Origin of the sequence: Kitasatospora sp. NPDC048365, from assembly GCF_043200835.1 — a bacterium.
In the GTDB taxonomy this organism is placed as follows: domain Bacteria; phylum Actinomycetota; class Actinomycetes; order Streptomycetales; family Streptomycetaceae; genus Kitasatospora; species Kitasatospora terrestris.
Genome location: NZ_JBICYJ010000027.1, coordinates 59,426 through 80,234, shown reverse-complemented (window position 1 = coordinate 80,234; position 20,809 = coordinate 59,426). Strand labels below are relative to the sequence as shown.

At 73.8% G+C, this 20,809-nt stretch carries 20 protein-coding genes and 1 tRNA gene; 17 read left to right on the top strand and 4 right to left on the bottom strand.

Annotated elements, in window-relative coordinates; genetic code table 11:
• Positions 1-137 precede the first annotated feature (137 nt).
• The gene (gene chrA / locus ACGFX4_RS25915) at positions 138-1,295 is read left to right on the top strand and encodes a chromate efflux transporter (RefSeq protein WP_393078842.1); all 1,158 of its coding nucleotides are present in this window, start codon (positions 138-140) and stop codon (positions 1,293-1,295) included.
• Between the two features lie 48 nt (positions 1,296-1,343).
• Here chrA and ACGFX4_RS25910 read toward each other — a convergent pair whose 3' ends face one another.
• The gene (locus ACGFX4_RS25910; protein WP_393078839.1) at positions 1,344-2,084 is read right to left on the bottom strand and encodes a gamma-glutamyl-gamma-aminobutyrate hydrolase family protein; all 741 of its coding nucleotides are present in this window, start codon (positions 2,082-2,084) and stop codon (positions 1,344-1,346) included.
• Positions 2,085-2,226: 142 nt separating this feature from the next.
• Here ACGFX4_RS25910 and ACGFX4_RS25905 point away from each other — a divergent pair, with 142 nt between their 5' ends.
• Complete coding sequence (locus ACGFX4_RS25905) at positions 2,227-3,255, top strand: DUF2510 domain-containing protein (RefSeq protein WP_393078836.1); 1,029 nt, start codon at positions 2,227-2,229, stop codon at positions 3,253-3,255.
• Here the strand turns inward: ACGFX4_RS25905 and ACGFX4_RS25900 are convergent, their stop codons facing one another.
• Both ACGFX4_RS25900 and ACGFX4_RS25895 read right to left on the bottom strand, forming a co-directional pair.
• Complete coding sequence (locus tag ACGFX4_RS25900; RefSeq protein WP_393078834.1) at positions 3,256-4,479, bottom strand: amino acid deaminase/aldolase; 1,224 nt, start codon at positions 4,477-4,479, stop codon at positions 3,256-3,258. It abuts the gene before it with no gap.
• Positions 4,480-4,501: 22 nt separating this feature from the next.
• Positions 4,502-5,263 (bottom strand): serine hydrolase, encoded by a 762-nt coding sequence (locus ACGFX4_RS25895; protein WP_393078831.1) that lies wholly within the window; start codon positions 5,261-5,263, stop codon positions 4,502-4,504.
• Between ACGFX4_RS25895 and ACGFX4_RS25890 the strand changes: the two genes are divergently transcribed.
• Both ACGFX4_RS25890 and ACGFX4_RS25885 read left to right on the top strand, forming a co-directional pair.
• Complete coding sequence (locus ACGFX4_RS25890) at positions 5,238-5,456, top strand: hypothetical protein (RefSeq protein ID WP_393078828.1); 219 nt, start codon at positions 5,238-5,240, stop codon at positions 5,454-5,456. The genes ACGFX4_RS25895 and ACGFX4_RS25890 overlap by 26 nt on opposite strands.
• A 46-nt stretch (positions 5,457-5,502) precedes the next feature.
• Complete coding sequence (locus ACGFX4_RS25885) at positions 5,503-6,225, top strand: SseB family protein (RefSeq protein WP_393078826.1); 723 nt, start codon at positions 5,503-5,505, stop codon at positions 6,223-6,225.
• 55 nt (positions 6,226-6,280) lie between these two features.
• Here ACGFX4_RS25885 and ACGFX4_RS25880 read toward each other — a convergent pair whose 3' ends face one another.
• A complete protein-coding gene (locus tag ACGFX4_RS25880; protein ID WP_393078823.1) occupies positions 6,281-6,646 on the bottom strand; it encodes a DUF1844 domain-containing protein in 366 nt (121 codons plus the stop codon).
• A gap of 419 nt (positions 6,647-7,065) precedes the next feature.
• Here ACGFX4_RS25880 and infC point away from each other — a divergent pair, with 419 nt between their 5' ends.
• The 13 genes from infC (at position 7,066) to ACGFX4_RS25815 (ending at position 20,773) form a co-directional block, all read left to right on the top strand.
• Entirely contained in the window at positions 7,066-7,809 is a 744-nt protein-coding gene (infC, locus tag ACGFX4_RS25875) for a translation initiation factor IF-3 (RefSeq protein ID WP_393078931.1), read from the top strand.
• A gap of 137 nt (positions 7,810-7,946) precedes the next feature.
• A complete protein-coding gene (rpmI, locus tag ACGFX4_RS25870; protein WP_345700178.1) occupies positions 7,947-8,141 on the top strand; it encodes a 50S ribosomal protein L35 in 195 nt (64 codons plus the stop codon).
• Positions 8,142-8,245: 104 nt separating this feature from the next.
• A complete protein-coding gene (rplT, locus tag ACGFX4_RS25865) occupies positions 8,246-8,632 on the top strand; it encodes a 50S ribosomal protein L20 (protein ID WP_393078820.1) in 387 nt (128 codons plus the stop codon).
• Between the two features lie 83 nt (positions 8,633-8,715).
• Entirely contained in the window at positions 8,716-9,591 is an 876-nt protein-coding gene (locus tag ACGFX4_RS25860) for a TrmH family RNA methyltransferase (protein ID WP_393078817.1), read from the top strand.
• A gap of 43 nt (positions 9,592-9,634) precedes the next feature.
• Positions 9,635-10,738 (top strand): ATP-binding protein, encoded by a 1,104-nt coding sequence (locus tag ACGFX4_RS25855; RefSeq protein WP_393078815.1) that lies wholly within the window; start codon positions 9,635-9,637, stop codon positions 10,736-10,738.
• Between the two features lie 151 nt (positions 10,739-10,889).
• Positions 10,890-12,011: a phenylalanine--tRNA ligase subunit alpha gene (gene pheS / locus ACGFX4_RS25850; protein WP_393078812.1), complete on the top strand. Its 1,122-nt coding sequence runs from the start codon at positions 10,890-10,892 to the stop codon at positions 12,009-12,011.
• The gene (pheT, locus tag ACGFX4_RS25845) at positions 12,011-14,518 is read left to right on the top strand and encodes a phenylalanine--tRNA ligase subunit beta (protein WP_393078809.1); all 2,508 of its coding nucleotides are present in this window, start codon (positions 12,011-12,013) and stop codon (positions 14,516-14,518) included. The genes pheS and pheT overlap by 1 nt, the downstream gene beginning before the upstream one ends.
• A 186-nt stretch (positions 14,519-14,704) precedes the next feature.
• The gene (locus tag ACGFX4_RS25840; protein ID WP_393078807.1) at positions 14,705-15,508 is read left to right on the top strand and encodes an MBL fold metallo-hydrolase; all 804 of its coding nucleotides are present in this window, start codon (positions 14,705-14,707) and stop codon (positions 15,506-15,508) included.
• A 124-nt stretch (positions 15,509-15,632) separates the two neighbouring features.
• A complete protein-coding gene (locus ACGFX4_RS25835) occupies positions 15,633-16,466 on the top strand; it encodes a chitosanase (protein WP_393078805.1) in 834 nt (277 codons plus the stop codon).
• A 104-nt stretch (positions 16,467-16,570) separates the two neighbouring features.
• Entirely contained in the window at positions 16,571-17,302 is a 732-nt protein-coding gene (locus tag ACGFX4_RS25830) for a hypothetical protein (protein ID WP_345700186.1), read from the top strand.
• A gap of 34 nt (positions 17,303-17,336) precedes the next feature.
• A tRNA-OTHER gene (locus ACGFX4_RS25825) sits at positions 17,337-17,423 on the top strand.
• Positions 17,424-17,797: 374 nt separating this feature from the next.
• Positions 17,798-19,441: a LuxR C-terminal-related transcriptional regulator gene (locus tag ACGFX4_RS25820; protein ID WP_393078803.1), complete on the top strand. Its 1,644-nt coding sequence runs from the start codon at positions 17,798-17,800 to the stop codon at positions 19,439-19,441.
• A gap of 123 nt (positions 19,442-19,564) precedes the next feature.
• On the top strand, positions 19,565-20,773 hold the full coding sequence (locus tag ACGFX4_RS25815) for a flavin-containing monooxygenase (protein ID WP_393078800.1): 1,209 nt from the start codon (positions 19,565-19,567) through the stop codon (positions 20,771-20,773).
• The last annotated feature ends 36 nt before the right edge of the window (positions 20,774-20,809 follow it).

Genomic DNA, 20,809 nt, shown 5'->3' with positions numbered 1-20,809 from the left:
GGTCGAGGTGGAGTCCGCACCGGAAGTGAACCCCAGATCGGACGAAGATCCAAAGGCTGCACTGGTGACCGTTGTCGTTCGCACGAGTGACCACTTGCTCCGATAGGGTCTGCGCCGGTCGAACGAGGGAGGACGCAGTGCAGGAGCGGGTCGGGCTGGTCACCATCGCCCGGGAGTGGGGGCGGATCGGGGTCACCGGGTTCGGCGGACCGCCCGCGCACATCCTGCTGCTGCGCCGGCTCTGCGTGGAGCAGCGCCGCTGGCTGAGCGCCGCCGAGTTCGAGGACGGCATCGCCGCCACCAACCTGCTGCCCGGCCCGGCCTCCACCCAGCTGGCGATCTTCACCGCCTGGCGGCTGCGCGGGACGGCCGGCGCCCTGGTCGGCGGGGCCGCGTTCATCGTGCCCGGCCTGGTGCTGATCCTGCTGCTCTCCGCCCTCTTCCTGGCCGGCGACCCGCCGCGCTGGGTGCTCGGTGCGGCGGCCGGCGCGGGGGCCGCCGTCCCCGCGGTCGCCCTGCAGGCGGCCACCGCCCTCGTCCCCGCCAGCCGGCAGCGCGCGGGCGGCGGCGCGGCCCGGTGGCGCTGGTACGGCTACCTCGCCGCGGGGGCGCTCGCCGCCCTGCTCACCGGGCCCTGGCTGGTGCTCGTCCTGATCGCCACCGGAATCACCGAGATCGCCGTCCGCCGTCCGGGTGGCGGCACCCCCGGACGGCGTCCGCGCGGGCTGCTGCCGCTGCTGGCTCCCGCCGCCGGCGCCACCGGCGGGATCGGCGCGCTCGCCTGGGTGGCGCTCAAGGTCGGCGCGCTCTCCTACGGCGGCGGGTTCGTGATCATCCCGCTGATGCAGCAGGACGCGGTGCACCGCTACCACTGGATGACGGACGGCCAGTTCCTGAACGCCGTCGCGCTCGGCCAGATCACCCCCGGCCCGGTGGTGCAGACCGTCGCCGTGGTCGGCTACGCCGCCGCCGGGGTGGCCGGCGGGCTGCTGGCCGCCGGCGTGGCCTTCGCGCCGTCCTTCCTGTTCGTGCTGTTCGGCGCCGCGCACTTCGACCGGCTGCGCGCCGACCGGCGGGTGCAGGACTTCCTCACCGGCGCCGGGCCCGCCGTGATCGGCGCGATCGCCGGCTCCACTGTCCCGCTCGCGTTCGGCCTGCACGCCTGGTGGCAGGCGGTGGTGCTGGCCCTCGCGCTGCTCTGGCTGCTGGCGCTGCGCCGCTCCGTCGTCCCGTGCCTGCTGGCCGCCGGCGCGCTCGGCACCCTCGCCGTCACGGCCGGCCTCCCGCTGCCCTGACGCCCCGTCGGGCCCGGCCCGCGTCGGGCCCGAGAATCCCGTCGGGCTTCAGCCGGCCGCGGTGATCAGGGCCGTCTCCCGGACCAGCGAGGCGGCGCGGACCAGGGCTTCGGCGAGGCGGAGGTCGGCGGGGTCCTGCTCGGGGTGCCACTGGACACCGAGGACGAAGCCGGCCGGGGCCTCGATCGCCTCGACCGTGCCGTCCGCGGCGTACGCGCCGACCGTGAGCCCCTCGCCCAGCCGGTCCACGGCCTGGTGGTGGAAGGTCGGCACCACCACCTCGGCCTCCGGCAGCAGTCCGCCGAGCAGGGTGCCCGGCACCGGCCGCACCGGGTGCCGCCCGTACGCGTTGGGCGGGCCGACGTGGCCCTCGTGGCCGACCACGTCCGGCAGGTGCTGGATCAGCGTGCCGCCGAACACCACGTTCAGCAGCTGCATGCCGCGGCACACGCCGAGCACCGGCTTCCCGGCGGCCAGCGCCGCCCGCAGCAGCGCGGCCTCCCAGGCGTCGCGCTCCGGCGCGTTCGCCACCGTCAGGGGGTGCGGCCGGGCACCGTACAGCTCCGGGTCCACGTCCTCGCCGCCCGCGACCACCAGGGCGTCCAGCCGCTCGACGGTCTGTGCCGCGTACTGCGGGGCGTCCGGCGGCAGCAGCACCGCGACACCGCCGGCGGCCCGGACCATCGCCGGGTACCGCTCCGGGAGCAGTACGGCGCGCTGCCGGTCCCAGCGGCCCCAGGCGGCGTCGAGGAGTTGGGTGGAGATGCCGATCACCGGGCGGTTGTCCATGGCGCGCATTCTGCCGTGCGCGGGGCCGGGGCAACGACTCGGTTCGGCCGTTGGGAGTTCTCACCGGAATCTCATCGAATCCCGGGCCGTTTCCGGGCCGCGCTGATATCCCGCTTATCCGCGTGCCTTTAGATTCTTTGACGTGAGCGAGCAGCAGATTCCCGCCGGGTGGTACCCGGATCCGAAGGACACCACGAGCGACCCCCGGCCCGAGCGCTGGTGGGACGGCACGGGCTGGACGGGCACCACCCGGCCCGCCCCGGAGTCCGCCGCGCAGCCGTCCGTCGAGGACACCGCCGTGCTGGAGGGCACCGTGCTCGACAGCGGCCCGGCGGTCCGCTACCCCGAGCTGCCGCCGGTGACCGACCAGGTGCCGGCCCCGGCGGGCGCGGTGCGCAAGCCGGCCCGGCCGGTGCTGGTCGCCGCGGCGGTCGCCGCCCTGATCGGCCTCGCGGTCGGCTCCGGCGTGACCTACCTGGCGATGGACGGGCGCGGCGACTCCGCGGCGAGCGACCGGCGCGGTCCGCGCCTCGGCGGTGGCTACGGCCCGGGCAGCCAGGACGGCCAGAACGGCCGCGGCGGGCAGAACGGCGGGGGCCAGAACGGCGGCGGCGGGCAGAACGGCGGCCAGAACGGCCAGGGCCGCGGCGGCCAGCAGGGCAACGCCGCGCTCGACCTGGTCAACGGCCTCAGCCTGCCGGTCCCGTCCGGCTGGGAGGCCGGCACCACCAAGGACGGTTTCGCCGTACTCTCCATCGGCCAGTACACCTGCGCCGACGGCAAGAGCAGCTGCACCCTCGGCGGTGCGGTCACCGGCCGGCTCCAGGGCACCGACGCCAAGCAGGCCGCCCTGGAGGACATCGCCGCCGCCGCGAAGGAGTCCTACAACCAGGTCAACGGGCACGAGGAGCTGAAGTCCGAGGCGGTCAAGGTGGCCGGCCGGGACGGCTACCTGGTCCGCTGGAAGGTCGATGCCGCCCAGGGCAACGACGGCTACGTGGAGACCGTGGTCTTCCCGAGCACCGACGGCAAGGCGCTGGTCTCCGTCCACCTCGGCTTCGACATCGCCGACAAGGCCCCCGACGTCGCCCAGATGGACACCATCGTCAGCGGCATCGCCGAGGCCAAGGGCGGCCCGCTCGGCAGCGCCGGCGGCGGCACCCGCACCTGATTACAGGTACGTCCGGCCCTCGCCGCGGTAGGTGGGGACGGTGCGCACCACCCGGTCGCCCTCGACCAGGTGCAGCTCCGCGAACCGCTCGCACAGCTCGCCCGCCTTGGCGTGCCGGAACCACACCCGGTCGCCGATCAGCAGGTCGTCGGCGGCCGAGCCGATCAGCGGGGTCTGCACCTCGCCGGCGCCCTCCTGCGGGTCGTAGGACAGCCCGGCCGGCAGGTACGGCACGGGGGAGCGGTCCGCCCCGGCCGCGCCGGAGGCCGGGTACCCGCCGCCCAGCACCGTCACCACGCCGACGCCCGGACGCCGGACCACCGGCTGCGCGAACAGCGCGGCCGGCCGGCCGGTGAACGAGCGGTAGTTGTCGAACAGCCGCGGCACGTACAGCCCCGAGCCGGCGGCCACCTCGGTCACCGCCCGCTCGGCCACCGTGGACTCCACGCTGCCGGTGCCGCCGCCGTTGACGAACTCCAGGTCCGCCACCTGCCGCAGCCGGCGCACCGCGGCGGCCCGGCGCTCCGCGAGCTCGGTCCGCGCCTTCGCCTGCATCAGCCGGATCGCCGCCGAGCGCAGCGGCCGGCCGCGCACCGCGTCGCCGACGCCCGCGATGTGGCCCTCGTACGCCATCAGCCCGACGACCCGGAAGCCGCGCCGGGTCTGCACCAGTTCCGCCAGCGCGCCGAGTGCCTCGGGGGTGCGGAGCGGGGAGCGCCGGGCGCCGACCCGGACCCGGCCGCCGAGCAGGTGCAGCGAGGTGTCCAGCTCCAGGCAGACCCGGACCTCGGCGGAGCCCTCGCGGGCCTTGTCGATCAGCTCCAGCTGCGCCGGGTCGTCCACCAGCACGGTGATCGCCCGAGCCAGTTCGGGGTCGGCGGTCAGCTCGGCGAAGGCGGCCCGGTCGGCGGAGGGGTAGGCGAGCAGGATGTCGTCGAAGCCGGCGCGGGCCAGCCAGATCGACTCGGCCAGGGTGAAGCTCATGATCCCGGCGAAGCCGTCCGTCGCCAGCACCCGCTCCAGCAGGGCCCGGCAGCGCACCGACTTGCTCGCCACCCGGATCGGCTTGCCGGCCGCCCGCCGCACCAGGTCGGCCGCGTTGGCGTCGAAGGCCGCCAGGTCGACGATGGCCAGCGGGGCGTCGAGGTGCGCGGTCGCCCGGTCGTAGCGGGCGCGGTCGGAGACGGTGCCCGTGCCGGTGGCGGGGGCGAGGTCGAGGGCCATGGGCGCAGACTGCCACATCGGACTACCCGTGGGTAGAGGCGAAGGCCCGCACCGCGGCGGACGCCACCGACTCGACCAGCGCGATGCCGTCCTCCTGGGTGGCCGAGCCGTCGCTCACCACCGAGACCAGCAACTCCCGTCCGCCGTAGTCGATCCGCCCGATGCTGTTGACCACCCACAGTCCGGTGGAGGTCCGCGGCAGCCAGCCGTTCTTCAGCTGCGCGGCGCCGCCCTGGTCGGCCGCGGAGACGCCCCAGTCCTGACCGTCCACCACCTGACCCATCAGCTGCCGGAGGTACGTCCGGGAGTCCGAGGTCAGCGGCGAGTCCTCGGTGAACACCGCCCGCAGCAGCCGCACCTGGTCGGCGGCGGTGGTCGAGGTCAGCCCCCAGTAGCCGTCCGTCCCCGCGACCGTCGCGGTCAGGCCGAAGGCCGCGTTGGCCTCGTCCAGCCCGGACGCCCCGCCCGCCGCCTCGAACAGCGCGGTCGCCGCGTCGTTGTCGCTCTGCTCGATCATCAGCGCGGCGGCGCTCCGCTGGCCGTCCGTCAGTTCGCCGCCGGTCCGCAGCAGCAGCGCCGCCAGGATGTCCACCTTGACGATCGACGCGGTGACGAAGGAGTCCTCGCCCCAGACGGCGTCGGTGCCCGCCGCCGGGTCCGTCACCGCGACCGCGAAGTGGCCGACCAGCCCGCTCACCGCCGCGCCCAGGACGGCGTCCAGGTCCACCGCCGGCGCCGAGGCCACCGCGGAGGCCGAGGTGGCCGCCGACGCGGCGACCGGCACCGGCGTGCTCGTCGCGGGCCGGGAGAACACCAGCCAGGACCCCAGGACCGAGAGCGCCACCACCAGCACCACCACCCGCCTGATCCGCCTCGTACGGCGCCGACGCCTGCGTACGGTCGCCCGCGAACTCGATGGTGCCATCATGCCCACGATGCTCGGCCGCACCCCTTGGACCGCGATGAGCTGCGGATGAGCCCGCGCTGAGAAGCCGCCGCCGCCCGGTGGCATACCCTCACGGGGTGGAGCGCAAGAACATTCCGAACCCCGGATTCGCCGAGGACGACGGCACCGCCGACCCCAGGCTCGCCGCCGCCCTGGCCGCCTGGGCGGCCGACGGCGCCGCCGCCGAACCCGAACTGCTCGCCGCCCTGGCCCCCGGCCGGCTGATGGTCCCGATCGTCGCCCTGCTCGGCGAGGTCGAGGTCGACGCCAACGGGCACAAGCACGAGAAGACCAGCGACATGGCCGTCCCGCTGGTCGAGGCCGCGGACGGGCGCCGCGCCCTGCCGGCCTTCACCTCACTGGAGACCCTCGCCCGCTGGCGCGCCGACGCCCGGCCGGCGCCGGTCGCCGCGCCGCAGGCCGCGATGGTCGCCTACTCCGAGCAGGCCGACACCCTGCTGATCGACCCCGCGGGGCCGGTCGCCTTCCAGGTCACCGGGGCCCGGCTGCGCGCGCTCGCGGAGAACCGGCCCTACCTGCCGCCGCTCACCGACCCCGCGGTGCACGAGGCGCTGCGCGGGCTGCTCGACACCACCGGTGTCGTCACCCATGCCTACCTGGCCCCGGCGGACGACGCGGACGGCACCCTCGCCGTCGTCCTCGTCCCGGACGCCGACCCCCGCCCGCTGATCGGCGCCCTGTCGAGCGACCCCGTCCTGCGGGTCCGCCTGGACACCGGTCTCCAGCTGGCCGTCCTGCGCGAGCCGCTCCGCGGGGAGCCCTTCTACACCGCGGGCTGAAAACGCCCGGGGGCGCGGCCGAGCCGCGCCCCCGGGTCCCGCCGCCGTGCGGTGCTCAGCTGTAGACCGGGCCGGTGAACTTCTCGCCCGGGCCGGTGCCCGGCTCGTCCGGGACGACGGAGGCCTCGCGGAAGGCGAGCTGCAGCGAGCGCAGCCCGTCCCGCAGCGGCGCGGCGTGGAAGTTGGAGATCTCCGGCGCGCCGGCGGTGACCAGGCCGGCCAGGGCGGTGATCAGCTTGCGGGCCTCGTCGAGGTCCTTGTCGGCCTCGCCGCCCTCGGCGAGCCCGCACTTGACGGCGGCGGCGCTCATCAGGTGCACCGCGACGGTGGTGATCACCTCGACGGCCGGCACCTCCGCGATGTCGCGGGTCAGGTCGTCGAAGCCGATGGCGTCGTCGGTGTTCTCGGGCTGGCTGGTCAAGGTGGACTCACTCCGTCGTGCCGGTGGACGTACAACAGGGAGAGTACAAGGAGCGCTCGCGCGGGCCGGAATACCGGTCGGGTGGGGAACGCTGCTATGCTTCGAGACTGACCGGCCAGGTGTTCCGTATGGGCGCCCGGCCAGCAAGTGGAGGCTCCACACAGTCTCCCACCCGCTTCGTCCCACGGGTCGACGGGTCCGGTCGCGGCAGTGTCCTCGTCGACACACGCCGCCTGTGACGCCAGTCCGCTGGTGTCCCGGTTGTGGAGCCCCGCATGCGCGGGGCTTTTTTCGTTCGTCCGGTGCACACACCGGCAGCGGAGGAGCGAATGAAGCCCCGCACTGTGATCCAGAATGGTCACTACGTGCGACCGCCGTCCGACGGCCGCATCGAATGAAGGTGCAACCGAGGAGGCCCCATCAGCACCGAGCCCCGCATCAACGACCGGATCCGCGTCCCCGAGGTGCGACTCGTCGGTCCCAGCGGCGAGCAGGTCGGCATCGTCCCGCTCGCGAAGGCGCTGGAGCTTGCGCAGGAGTACGACCTCGACCTGGTCGAGGTCGCGGCGACCGCTCGGCCGCCGGTCTGCAAGCTCATGGACTACGGCAAGTTCAAGTACGAGTCGGCGATGAAGGCCCGTGAGGCGCGCAAGAACCAGGCGCACACGGTCATCAAGGAGATGAAGCTCCGGCCGAAGATCGACCCGCACGACTACGACACCAAGAAGGGTCACGTCGTTCGGTTCCTCAAGCAGGGCGACAAGGTCAAGATCACGATCATGTTCCGTGGTCGTGAGCAGTCCCGTCCCGAGCTGGGCTTCCGACTGCTCCAGCGGCTCGCCGACGACGTCCAGGACCTGGGCTTCGTCGAGTCGGCGCCGAAGCAGGACGGCCGCAACATGATCATGGTGCTTGGCCCGCACAAGAAGAAGACCGAGGCGATGGCCGAGGCCCGCGCCCTTGCGGACGCCCGCAAGGCGGAGCGCCAGGGGCGCACGGCCACCGACTCCGCCGAGGAGCAGGACGAGATCGAGGCCGACGAGGCCGCGGTCGAGACCCTGGAGGCCGACGAGGCCGACGAGGCTGCGGAGGCCATCGAGGCCGACGAGGTCGTCGAGGTCGTCGAGGTCGAGCAGCCGGCCGAGACCGCTCAGGACGCCTGAGCCCTCGGGCTCAGGGCGGATCCGAGCGGATCGGCCCCGTGGTACCGGGGCACCCGCCCCGGAAACCGAGATCAACCCGGTTCCGGCCCGCGTCGCAAGGCGCGGGCCGGGACGGACCGACGAGGAGAAACGGCGACATGCCGAAGCAGAAGACCCACAGCGGCGCCAGCAAGCGCTTCAAGATCACTGGCTCCGGCAAGGTGCTGCGCGAGCGCGCCGGCCGTCGGCACCTGCTTGAGCACAAGCCCTCGACGCTGACCCGCAAGCTCGCCGGCACCGTCGTGCTGGCCGCGCCGGACGCCAAGAAGGTCAAGAAGCTTCTCGGCAAGTGATCGCAGCCCGCGGCCCCGGCCGTGGGACCCAGCTGATCCTTCCCGACCGAATCGAATAACGGACCGCCGGCACGAACCGCGGTCCGGAGCCAAGGAGTAATCAAGTGGCACGCGTCAAGCGGGCAGTCAACGCCCACAAGAAGCGCCGGGTCATCCTCGAGCGGGCCAGCGGTTACCGCGGCCAGCGCTCCCGCCTTTACCGCAAGGCCAAGGAGCAGGTCACCCACTCGCTCGTCTACAACTTCAACGACCGCAAGAAGCGCAAGGGCGACTTCCGTCAGCTCTGGATCCAGCGCATCAACGCTGCGGCCCGTGCCAACGGCATGACCTACAACCGCTTCGTGCAGGGCCTGAAGGCCGCCAGCGTCGAGATCGACCGCAAGATGCTCGCCGAGCTGGCCGTCAACGACTCCAACGCGTTCGCCGCCCTCATCGAGGTCGCGAAGAAGGCGCTGCCGGAGGACGTCAACGCCCCCAAGGTCGCTGCCTGATCCAGGCCCACGCCTTGACTTCCCGGACCCGCAGGCAGGCAACTGCCTGCGGGTCCGTCGCGCATTCCACAGAGAACGAGAGCATGCAGAGCACCGACACCCCCCTGCTCACCTCCGTCCGCTCCCCGCGCGTCGTGGCCGCCCGCCGGCTGGCCAAGCGCAACCAGCGCAGCAAGGAGCGCCGCTTCCTCGCCGAGGGTCCGCAGGCGGTCCGGGAGGCCGTGGCGTACGGGCGGGCGCCGGGCTCGGACGAGCACGCGGTGGTGGAGGTCTACCTCACCCAGGAGGCCGCCGGGCGGCATGCCGAGATCGTGGCCGCGGCGCGCGCGGAGGGCCTGCCGGTGCTGACCGCCACCGACGAGGTGATCGCGGAGATCTGCGACACCGTCACCCCGCAGGGCATCGTGGCGCTCTGCCGCTTCATCGACACCCCCTTCGAGGACGTGCTGGCGGCCCGCCCGCAGCTGGTCGCCGTGCTGGCGCACGTGCGCGACCCCGGGAACGCCGGCACCGTGCTGCGCACCGCCGACGCGGCCGGCGCCGACGCGGTGATCCTCACCGACGCCTCGGTCGACCCGTACAACCCGAAGGCGGTCCGGGCCTCGGTCGGCAGCCTGTTCCACCTGCCGTTCGCCACCGGGGTGCCGGTCGAGGAGGCGGTCCGGCGGCTGCGCGAGGCCGGGGTGCGGGTGCTGGCCGCCGACGGCGCGGGGGAGCGCGACCTGGACCAGGAGCTCGACGAGGGCACCCTGGGCGCGCCCGGCGCCTGGGTGTTCGGCAACGAGGCCTGGGGACTGCCGGAGGAGACCCGCGCACTCGCCGACGAGGTGGTGCGCGTGCCCATCCACGGCCACGCCGAGAGCCTCAACCTCGCCACGGCCGCCGCCGTGTGCCTCTACGCCTCCGCGCGCGCCCAGCGCTCCCCGGGAGGCTGTCGCGCGGCAGGGGACGAGCGCTAGGGTCTGCTGCGGGGAGGGACACGGCAGGGGGAGGACGTTGCCGATGAGTGGCGGATGGGCCGGGCTCGACCCGGACGACGTGCCGGACGGGCTGGTGGTCGCGGACGCGGACGGCCGGGTCGTGGTGTTCAACCGGGCCGCGGCCCGGATCACCGGGATCGGCTCCGGGGCCGCCCTCGGCCGCCCGCTGGAGCAGGCGCTGCCGCTGGAGGACCTGGACGGCCGTCGCTGGTGGCAGCTGACCGACCCGTACGGCGGCCTCGCCACCCGCACCGGGCAGCCCGAGCGCAACCTGCTGCTGCCCGGCGGCCGCGAGGTGCTGGTCTCGGCCCGGTACGTCCGCGAGCGGCCGCTCGGCCCAGTGCGCCGGGTCGTCGTCGCGGTGCGCGGCACCGAGGCGCGCCGCCGCACCGAGCGCAGCCACGCCGAGCTGATCGCCACCGTCGCGCACGAGCTGCGCTCCCCGCTGACCAGCGTCAAGGGTTTCACCGCGACCCTGCTGGCGAAGTGGGAGCGGTTCAACGACGGGCAGAAGCGGGTGATGCTGGAGACCGTCGACGCCGACGCCGACCGGGTCACCCGGCTGATCGCCGAACTGCTGGACATCTCCCGGATCGACGCCGGCCGCCTGGAGGTCCGCAAGCAGCGGATCGACATCGCCGCCGCGGTGCGCCGGCACGTGGAGGGCAAGGTCGCGGCCGGGATCGCCCCCGAGCGCTTCGACATCCGGATCACCGAGCCGCTGACCGAGCTGTGGGCCGACCCGGACAAGGTCGACCAGGTGCTCGCCAACCTGCTGGAAAATGCGGTGCGGCACGGTGAGGGAACTGTCACGATCGAGATCGCGCCCGCCAAGGAAGTGGTGGAGGCGGCCGGCTGGGAGCCGGCGGGCACTCCGCCCCGGGTACTGGAGGGCACGGCGGTCACGGTGAGCGACGAGGGCAGCGGCATCCCGGAGGAGTCCATGCCGCGCGTCTTCACCCGCTTCTGGCGCGGCTCCAAGCGCGGCGGCACCGGCCTCGGCCTCTATATCGTCAAGGGCATCGTCGAGGCCCACGGCGGCACGATCCGGATCAGCCGCGCGCCCGGCGGTGGCGCCCAGTTCCGATTTATCCTGCCCGCCGGGATTCCGGACTTCATGCTCTGAGAGCAGGGTTCGAAGCACCCGAGCGGGCCACCAGACGGTCACCCGCCGTAGGCGCCTGCGCGCTGCGACTACACTCGTCCTTTGGCGTTGTGGGACGGCCTGCGGCGAGCAACACCCCCTGATCACGAGCAGGAGCACGGGAAAGATAGAGATGTCGGCACCCAACAAGTCGTACGACCCGGTCGAGGTCGAGGCACTCAAGCCCGAGGTGGTGGAGCAGGCCCGCGACGAGGCGCTCGCCGCGTTCGCCGCCGCCACCGGTCTCGACGAGCTGAAGCAGGCGAAGGTCGCGCACACCGGCGACCGCTCCCCGCTCTCCCTCGCCAACCGGGAGATCGGCGCCCTGCCGCCGCACGCCAAGGCCGCCGCCGGAAAGCTGATCGGCCAGGCCCGCGGCGCCGTCAACCAGGCGCTGGCCAAGCGCCAGACCGAGCTGGAGGCGGAGCGCGACGCCCGCGTGCTGGTCGAGGAGGCGGTGGACGTCACGCTGCCGTACGACCGCGTGCCGCGCGGCGCCCGGCACCCGCTGACCACCCTCGCCGAGCGGATCGAGGACACCTTCGTGGCCATGGGCTACGAGGTCGCCTCCGGCCCCGAGGTGGAGGCGGAGTGGCTGAACTTTGACGCCCTCAACCTGCACCAGGACCACCCGGCCCGCTCGATGCAGGACACCTTCTTCGTGCAGGCCCCGGACGGCTCGCCCGACTCCGGCGTGGTCCTGCGCACCCAGACCTCCCCGGTGCAGATCCGCACCATGCTGGACCGCCAGCCCCCGCTGTACGCGGTCAGCCCGGGCCGGGTCTACCGGACCGACGAGCTGGACGCCACCCACACCCCGGTGTTCCGCCAGGTCGAGGGCCTCGCGGTGGACGAGGGCATCACCTTCGCCGACCTCAAGGGCACCATCGAGGTGCTGGTCGAGAAGCTGATCGGCACCGGCCTGGAGCTGCGCTGGCGCCCCTCGTACTTCCCGTTCACCGAGCCGAGCGCCGAGATCGACCTGCAGTGCTTCGTGTGCCGCGGCGAGTCCGTCGGCAACCCGGACCGCCCCTGCCGCACCTGCTCCTCCGAGGGCTGGATCGAGCTCGGCGGCTGCGGCGTGGTCAACCCGCGGGTGCTGGTCGCGGCCGGTGTGGACCCCAACCGCTACAGCGGATTCGCCTTCGGCCTGGGCCTGGAGCGAATCCTGATGAACCGCCACAACGTCGCCGACATGCGCGACATGGTCGAGGGTGACGTCCGCTTCACCCTCCCGTTCGGGATGGAGATCTGATGCGCGTCCCGCTTTCCTGGCTGCGCGAGTACGTCGACCTGCCTGCCGGGGAGACCGGCCGCGACGTGGCGGCCCGGCTGGTCCGCGCCGGCCTGGAGGTCGAGACCGTCGAGCAGCTCGGCGGCGACCTCAAGGGTCCGCTGGTGGTCGGCCAGGTCCTCTCCATCGAGGAGCTCAGCGGCTTCAAGAAGCCGATCCGGCACTGCTTCGTCAACGTCGGCGACGCCAACGGCACCGGCGAGCCGCAGGAGATCGTCTGCGGCGCGACCAACTTCGCCGTCGGCGACAAGGTCGTCGTGGTCCTCCCGGGCGCCGTGCTGCCCGGCCCGTTCCCGATCGCCGCGCGGCAGACCTACGGCCACACCTCGGCCGGCATGATCTGCTCCGCCCGCGAGCTCGGCATGGGCGACGACCACAACGGCATCATCGTGCTGCCGCCGGAGATCCAGCCCGGCACCGACGCGATCGAGCTGCTCCAGCTGGTCGACGAGGTCCTGGACATCGCCGTCACCCCGGACCGCGGCTACTGCCTGTCGATGCGCGGTGTGGCCCGCGAGGCCGCCGCCGCGTACGGCCTGCCGCTGGCCGACCCGGCGCTGCTCGACGTGCCCCCGGCCAACTCCTACGGCTACCTGGTCAAGGTCGCCGACCCGGCCGGCTGCGACCGCTTCGTCGCCCGCACCGTCACCGGCATCGACCCGGGCGCCAAGTCGCCGATCTGGCTGCAGCGCCGCCTGCAGAAGGCCGGCATCCGCCCGATCTCGCTGACCGTCGACATCACCAACTACGTGATGCTGGAGGTCGGCCAGCCGCTGCACGCCTACGACCGCGGCCGCGTCGACGGCCCGATCCAGGTGCGCCGCGCCGAGGCCGGCGAGAAGATCACCACCCTCGACGGCGTGGAGCGCAAGCTCTCCGCCGAGGACCTGCTGATCTGCGACAACTCCGGCCCGATCGGCCTGGCCGGCGTCATGGGCGGCTCCACCACCGAGATCCTCGACCCGGTCCTGGACCCGGAGACCGGCCTGACCGCCGGCTCCACCGAGGTGATCATCGAGGCGGCGCACTTCGACCCGATCGCGATCGCCCGCACCGCCAAGCGGCACAAGCTGCCCTCCGAGGCGTCCAAGCGCTTCGAGCGCGGCGTCGACCCGGAGGCCGCCCGCGCCGCCGCGCAGCGCGCCGTCGACCTGCTGGTCCTGATCGCCGGCGGCACCGCCGAGGCCGGGGTCACCGACATCGCCGCCCCGCACCCGGTGCGCACCATCGCCATCGCCGCGGACCTGCCCGACCGGGTGGCCGGCACCGAGTACGGCCGCGAGACCGTCACCCGGCGCCTGCAGGAGGTCGGCTGCTCCGTGGTCGGCGCGGACGTCCTGGAGGTCACCCCGCCGTCCTGGCGGCCCGACCTCACCGACCCGTACGACCTCGCGGAGGAGGTCATCCGGCTCGAGGGCTACGACAACGTGCCCGCCCGGATGCCCACCGTCCCGCCGGGCCGCGGCCTGACCGAGACCCAGCGCTTCCACCGCCGGGTCGGCGTGGCGCTGGCCGGCGCCGGCTACGTCGAGATCAACGCGTACCCGTTCCTCGGCGACGCCGCGTTCGACGCCCTCGGCCTGGAGAAGGACGACGAGCGCCGCCGCACGGTCAAGCTGGTCAACCCGCTCAACGACGAGGAGCCGGCGCTGCGCACCACGCTGCTGCCCGGCCTGCTCGGTGCGCTGCGCCGCAACATCGGCCGCGGCAACACCGACCTCGCGCTGTTCGAGACCGGCACCGTCTTCCTGCCGAAGGCCGAGCTCAAGGTCGCCCCGCGGCTGTCCGTCGAGCGCCGCCCCAGCGAGGAGGAGCTCGCCGAGCTCAACGCCGCGCTGCCCGAGCAGCCGCGCCGGGTCGCCGTCGCGCTGGCCGGCGAGCGGCTGCCGTCCGGCTGGTGGGGCAAGGGCTCCGGCGCGGTCTGGGCCGACGCGATCGAGGCCGCCCGTACGGTGGCCGCCGCCGCCGGTGTCGAGCTGACCGTCCGCCAGGCGCAGCACGCGCCGTGGCACCCGGGCCGCTGCGCCGAGCTGGTGGCCGGCGACGTGGTCGTCGGGTACGCCGGTGAGCTGCACCCGCGGGTCATCAAGGCGATGCACCTGCCGGAGCGCACCTGCGCGATGGAGATCGACCTCGACCTGGTCTTCGAGGACGGTCGCCGGGTGCACGGCCCGACCGTGTCCGCCTACCCGGTCGCCACCCAGGACGTCGCGCTGATCGTCGACTCCTCGGTGCCGTCCGCGGCCGTGGAGGACGCGCTGCGCGAGGGCGCCGGCGAGCTGCTGGAGTCGATCCGGCTGTTCGACGTCTTCACCGGCGAGCAGGCGGGCGAGGGCAAGAAGTCGCTGGCGTACTCGCTGCGCTTCCGCGCCACCGACCGGACGCTGACCGCCGACGAGGCCACCGCCGCCCGCGAGGCGGCCGTGGCCCTGGCGGCCAGCCGCACGGGTGCCGCGCTCCGCGCATAAGCAGCGGACAGGGGCGCGAGGAACCGCGCGACCGGCCACGCTCCACGTGAGCGCACGGCCGGACGCCCGGTTCCTCGCGCCCCTTCCGTTTTCCCGCGGCCGACCGCCGCGCCGTGCCCTTCGGGGCACCGGGGTCCAGGCTGGAGGGTGGGTCCACCCGGTCACACTCCCGGAGGCGACGGCGCCATGAACATCCACCGGATCGGTCGCGACATCAGCGTCCTCGGCGACTGCCTGGAGGTGCCCGGCCTGGGGTTCCTCCCGGTGAACGCCTTCGTCCTGCGGGCGGCCGAGCCGGTGGTCGTCGACACCGGGCTCGGGCTGCCGGACCGCGACTTCGTGGCGACGGTCGGCGAGGTGCTCGACCCGGCCGACGTCCGCTGGATCTGGCTGACCCATCCCGATCGCGACCACACCGGCGGCCTGTTCGCCCTGCTGGAGGCCGCCCCGCGGGCCCGGCTGGTCTCCACCTTCGCGGGCGTGGGCATCATGTCCTGCGAGCGCCCGGTGCCGCTCGACCGGGTCTTCCTGCTGAATCCGGGCCAGTCGCTGGACGTCGGCGACCGGACGCTGCACGCCTTCCGCCCGCCGCTGTTCGACAACCCGGCGACGGTGGGCTTCTACGACGACCGCTCGCGCACCACCTTCAGCTCGGACTGCTTCGGTGGCGTGATGCCCAGTGCCGAGGTGGCGGCCGGGCCCGACGTCCGGGTGCTGCCCGCGGACGAGCTGCGCGCCGCGCAGCTGCTCTGGGCGTCGGTGGACAGTCCGTGGCTGGCGGCGGTCGACGCCGAGCGGTTCCAGACCTGGGTGGAGCCGGTGCGCGCGCAGGGTGCGGAGACGGTGCTGTCCACCCATCTGCCGCCGGCGCAGGGCATCCTGTCGGCCCTGCTGGACACGGTCGGCGGCGCGCCCGGGCTGGAGCCGTTCGTCGGCCCGGACCAGCAGGCGCTGGAGCGGATGCTGGCGGGCTTCGAGCCCGCTGTTTGACGTCGGTTCGTCAGACCCCTTGCGGTGGGTGGGCGTTCGGCGCTTCAATCTGGTTAGGAAAGTTTCCTAACAGCTTTCGCCCGGGCACCCCCTTGCCCGCGCCCCGAAGCAGCCGGAGCGTCACATGCGTCCTGCCCTGCACCGCACCGCCCGTACCGCCCTCGCGGTCCTGCTCACCGCGATCCCCCTGACCGCCGTCACGGCCGGCGTCGGCCACGCCTCGACCGACACCGCGGCGGTCGCCGCCGTCGGCCTGGACGACGCGAAGAAGAAGGAGATCGCGATGGAGCTGGTCTCCAGCGCGGAGAACTCCTCGCTCGACTGGAAGGCCCAGTACAAGTACATCGAGGACATCAAGGACGGCCGCGGCTACACCGCCGGCATCGTCGGCTTCTGTTCCGGCACCGGCGACATGCTGGACCTCGTCGAGCACTACACCGACCTCAAGCCCGGCAACATCCTCGCCAAGTACCTGCCCGCCCTGCGCAAGGTCAACGGCACCGAGTCGCACTCCGGCCTCGGCTCGGCCTTCACCAAGGACTGGGCCACCGCCGCCAAGGACAGCGTCTTCCAGAAGGCCCAGAACGACGAGCGCGACCGGGTCTACTTCAACCCGGCCGTCAAGCAGGCCAAGGCCGACGGCCTGCGCGCGCTCGGCCAGTTCGCCTACTACGACGCCATCGTGATGCACGGTCCGGGCGACTCCTCGGACAGCTTCGGCGGCATCCGCAAGGCGGCCATGAAGAAGGCCAAGACCCCCGCCCAGGGCGGCGACGAGGCGGCCTACCTCAAGGCCTTCCTGGACGCCCGCAAGGTGATCATGAAGCAGGAGGAGGCCCACGCCGACACCAGCCGGGTCGACACCGAGCAGCTGGTCTTCCTCAACGCCAAGAACTTCGACCTCAACCCGCCGCTCAAGTGGAAGGTCTACGGCGACCCGTACCAGATCCTGAGCTGACCGCCGGCCCGCCGGAGCACCGTCACCCGTGGCAGCGGCCGCGGGTGACGGCGCGTCGGATAATCGGGTGACAGTCGCGAGCGGGTGCCGATAGCGTCCGCGTCGTGGCGAAACTCAATCAGATCATCGCGGTCGAGAAGGGCGTCAAGTCCAAGTCCTTCCAGGAGCTGACCCAGGCGCACCACGGCCTGCAGAAGCCCGCACTGCTCGCCGGCATCTCCCGGACCTACCAGCCGAAGGACGAGGAGGGCGAGCAGCTGCCGCCCGAGTCGACCCGGGTGCAGGTGCGCGCGGAGGACATCCTGCGCGACACCGCGGCCTCGCTCGGCAAGCTGTTCGACGTCACCGCGACCAAGGACTGGGCGAACTGCTCGGCCCGCGCCGACGTGGTGGTCGACGGCAACCCGCTGCTCAAGGACGTGCCGGTCACGTACCTGCTGTTCCTGGAGAAGCAGCTCACCGACCTCTACACCTTCGTGCGCAAGCTGCCGGTGCTGGACGCCTCCGAGGCCTGGAGCCCGGACCCGTCCACCGACGCCTGGAAGACCGAGCCGGTGCGCACCATCCGGACCAAGAAGGTCCCCCGCAACCACGTGAAGGCCGAGGCCACCGAGAAGCACCCGGCGCAGGTCGAGGTGTACTACGAGGACGTGCCGGTCGGGTACTGGACCACGGTGAAGTTCTCCGGCGCGCTGCCCGCCCGCCGGGTCAACGAGCTGGTCCAGCGCGTGGAGAAGCTGCAGCAGGCCGTGCAGTTCGCCCGCGAGGAGGCCAACGGCGGCGAGATCACCGACCGCCGGGTCGGCGACGCGGTCTTCGGCTACCTCTTCGGGTAGCCCAGAGACGCCCCTCGCGCGAGCGGAGGGGTGCGCCGGGGAAGCCCGGCGCAAAGCTGAAACTGACAGTTGAAGCTGAACCGAGGCAACGGTGGAGGTTCGAATCCTCCCCCCGGCACCACCGGCCGGGGTGGCCCAAACGGCAGAGGCAGCCTCTCAGACTCAGACTCTCGCTCCAGTCTCAGTATTCGCCGCCGAGTGCCGGATCGACCGGACGCGGACCTCCAGCGTCGGATGCGGGTTCAAGTCCCGCCTGTGCCTCTGCCCTGGCACGGTAGTTCAAAGGCAGAACACGACGCTCTGACACTGATCCACGTCCTTAAACGTGCCGGTGCGAGCAATTGGGTGGCATCTCAGGGGCCCGGGAGCTGGATACTGCTCCCGGGCCCCGTCACCGTTGCGCCCGTGCCCCGCCCCGCCCCGCCCGGTGCCCCGCGGCACCTGTGCCGGTCCGGCGTGCCCGGGGGCGGCGGGAGCGCGGACAATGGAGGGGCCATGGACGCGGTCGGCGTACTCGTCGCGGCCCGGCGGTCCCATCGCCGCCAGGCCTGGGCGGACGCGTGCGCCGGGTTCGCGGAGGCGGACCGGACGGCGCCGCTGGGGACGGCGGACCTGGAGGCGTACGCGGAGGCCTCGCACATCCTCGGCCGCGGTGAGGAGGCCGCCGGGCTGCTGGCCCGGGCCTACCGGGCCAACACCGACGCGGGGCGGACCGGCGCCGCCGTCAAGTGCGCGTTCTGGCTGGCCGAGGTGCTGATGATGCGCGGGGAGCCGGCCGGCGCCGGCGGCTGGCTGGCCCGCGCCGCCCGGATGGCGGCGGACGAGCCCGCGTGCCCGGAGCGCGGCTGGCTGCTGCTCCCCGAGGCGGACCGGCAGCTGGACGCCGGCGACGGCACGGCCGCGTACGACACCGCCGCCCGGGCCCTGGCCGCCGGAGGCGGCGCCGACCCCGACCTGGCCGCGCTGGTCGCGCAGCTGCAGGGCCGGGCGAGGATCCGCCAGGCCCGGGTCGAGGAGGGCCTGGCGCTGCTGGACGAGGCGATGCTCGCCGTCACCACCGGCGAGACCTCGCCGCGGACCACCGGCTGGGTGTACTGCGTGGCCATCGCCGCCTGCCGCGAGCTCCAGGAGCTCCACCGGGCCCGCGAGTGGACCCGGGCCCTCGACGGCTGGGCCGACGCCCACCCGCAGTTCACCGGCGGCTACTCCGGGATCTGCCTGATCCACCGCTCCGAGCTGTGCCGGCTCGGCGGCGACTGGCCGACCGCCGTCGTCCAGGCCCGGGAGGCGTGCGAGCGGCTCACCCAGGGCTACGCCGAGTTCCTGGCCGGCGAGGCGTACGCGCAGCTCGGCGAGGTGCACCGGCTGCGCGGCGAGTCGGCCGCCGCCGAGGAGGCGTACCGCACCGCCGCCCGGTACGGCTGCGACGCCCAGCCCGGACTGGCCCTGCTGCGCCTGGCCCAGCACCGCGCCGAGGCCGCCGCGGCCGGCATCCGGCGCGCCCTCGCCGAGGCGGTGGAACCACTGGCCCGCGCCCGCCTGCTGCCCGCGGCCGCCGAGATCGCCCGGGCCACCGGCGACCTGGCGGCCGCCCGCGCCGCCACCGAGGAGCTCGGCGAGATCGCCGCCGCCTACGGCCGCCCCGCGCTGCAGGCCCAGGCCGCCGCCGCCCGGGCCGCCTGGCAGCTGGACGACGGGAACCCGCAGGCGGCGCTCACCGACGCCAGGGCCGCATGGCGGTTCTGGCGCGAGCTCGGCAGCCCGTACCCGGCGGCCCGCGCCCGGCTGCTGGTGGCCCGGGCGTGCCGGGCGCTCGGCGACGAGGAGGGCGCCGCCACCGAACTCGGCGCCGCCGCCGAGGCCTTCGAACGGCTCGGCGCCGCCCCCGACCTGGCCGCCGTCCGGGCCCTGGCGCCACCCGCCCGCACCGGCGCCGGACCGCTGACCGCCCGCGAGGTCGAGGTGCTCGGGCTGGTCGCCGAGGGCCGCAGCAACCAGGAGATCGCCCACGCCCTGGTGCTCAGCGAGAAGACGGTGGCCCGGCACCTGAGCAACATCCTCGCCAAGCTCGACGTCCCGTCCCGGACCGCCGCCGCGGCCTGGGCCTACGAGCACGGGTTGGCCCGCGCCTGGACATAACCACCCACGCGAGGGCCGGCCCGGATGGGCCGTTCTCCCGACGCGGCGGCCGCCGGGCGCCGCGTAGCGTCGAAGACGGGTCCGAGAAGACACCGGGGGACGCACGGAGCGGAGGCACCGGCGATGACCACCGACAGGCAGACCACCGCAGGACAGGGCGCCGCAGGACAGGGCGCCGCAGGACAGGGCACCGAACGGCACGACACCGTCGTGATCGGCGCCGGGCAGGCCGGACTCAGCACCGGCCACCACCTGGCCCGGCGGGGCCGCGAGTTCCTGATCCTCGACGCCAACGAGCGGATCGGCGACAACTGGCACGCGCACTGGGACTCGCTGCGCCTCTACACCCCCGCCCGCTACGACGGGCTGCCGGGCATGCGCTTCCCGGCGCCCGGCTGGTCGTTCCCCGGCAAGGACGCGGTCGGCAACTACCTCGCCACCTACGCCGAGCACTTCCGGCTGCCGGTCCGGCTCTCCACCCGGGTCCGGCGCCTGGCCCGGGACGGCGCCGGCTACCGGCTGACCACCGACCGCGGCGACCTGCTCGCCGACAACGTGGTGGTCGCCACCGGCACCTTCGGCCGGACCCCGAAGCTGCCCGCCTTCGCGCCCGAACTCGCGTCCGGCATCCACCAGCTGCACTCCACCGAGTACCACGGCCCGTACCAGCTGCCGACCGGCCCGGTGCTGGTGGTCGGCGCCTCGCACTCCGGCGCGGACATCGCGTACGAGACCGCGAAGGCCGGGCACCCCACCGTGCTGTGCGGCCGGGACACCGGGAAGATCCCGTTCCCGCTGGAGGCCCGGGCGTCCCGGGCGGTCCTGCCGCTGCTCTGGCTGGTCGCCCGCCACCTGCTCACCGTCCGCACCCCGCTCGGCCGCCACGCCCGGCCGGAGATCCGCGAACACGGCGGCCCGCTGCTCCGGGTCAAGCCCGCCGACCTGGCCGCCGCCGGCGTGGAGCGGACCACCGAACGGATGGCGGGCGTCCGCGACGGCCGCCCGGTGCTGGACGGCGGACGCGTCCTGGACGTCGCCTCGGTCGTCTGGTGCACCGGCCTGCGCCAGGACTTCGGCTGGATCGACCTGCCGGTGTTCGACCCCGACGGCTGGCCGCGCGAGCGCGAAGGCGTGGTCGCCGACGCCCCCGGGCTCTACTTCACCGGTCTGGCCTTCCAACGGGCCTTCAGCTCCATGCTGATCGGCGGTGCCGGCCGCGACGCCGAATTCGTCGTCCGCCACCTCTGCGCCCACCGCCCGGCACCCGACCGGGATGTCCCGAAATCCCCGGACATGCGCCCCCACCAGCGAAAACTCCTTGGCACACGGTGAACGGCAGGCGCTAGGTTGGCCGACCGTACCCCACTG

Excerpts from the sequence above, each read along its gene's own strand:
- ACGFX4_RS25815 (WP_393078800.1), top strand. The coding sequence starts at position 19,565 with ATGACCACCGACAGGCAGACCACCGCAGGACAGGGCGCCGCAGGACAG.
- ACGFX4_RS25840 (WP_393078807.1), top strand. The coding sequence starts at position 14,705 with ATGAACATCCACCGGATCGGTCGCGACATCAGCGTCCTCGGCGACTGC.
- rpmI (WP_345700178.1), top strand. The coding sequence starts at position 7,947 with ATGCCGAAGCAGAAGACCCACAGCGGCGCCAGCAAGCGCTTCAAGATC.
- ACGFX4_RS25855 (WP_393078815.1), top strand. The coding sequence starts at position 9,635 with ATGAGTGGCGGATGGGCCGGGCTCGACCCGGACGACGTGCCGGACGGG.
- ACGFX4_RS25910 (WP_393078839.1), bottom strand. The coding sequence starts at position 2,084 with ATGGACAACCGCCCGGTGATCGGCATCTCCACCCAACTCCTCGACGCC.
- pheT (WP_393078809.1), top strand. The coding sequence starts at position 12,011 with ATGCGCGTCCCGCTTTCCTGGCTGCGCGAGTACGTCGACCTGCCTGCC.
- pheS (WP_393078812.1), top strand. The coding sequence starts at position 10,890 with ATGTCGGCACCCAACAAGTCGTACGACCCGGTCGAGGTCGAGGCACTC.
- ACGFX4_RS25835 (WP_393078805.1), top strand. The coding sequence starts at position 15,633 with ATGCGTCCTGCCCTGCACCGCACCGCCCGTACCGCCCTCGCGGTCCTG.
- ACGFX4_RS25820 (WP_393078803.1), top strand. The coding sequence starts at position 17,798 with ATGGACGCGGTCGGCGTACTCGTCGCGGCCCGGCGGTCCCATCGCCGC.
- ACGFX4_RS25900 (WP_393078834.1), bottom strand. The coding sequence starts at position 4,479 with ATGGCCCTCGACCTCGCCCCCGCCACCGGCACGGGCACCGTCTCCGAC.
- ACGFX4_RS25860 (WP_393078817.1), top strand. The coding sequence starts at position 8,716 with ATGCAGAGCACCGACACCCCCCTGCTCACCTCCGTCCGCTCCCCGCGC.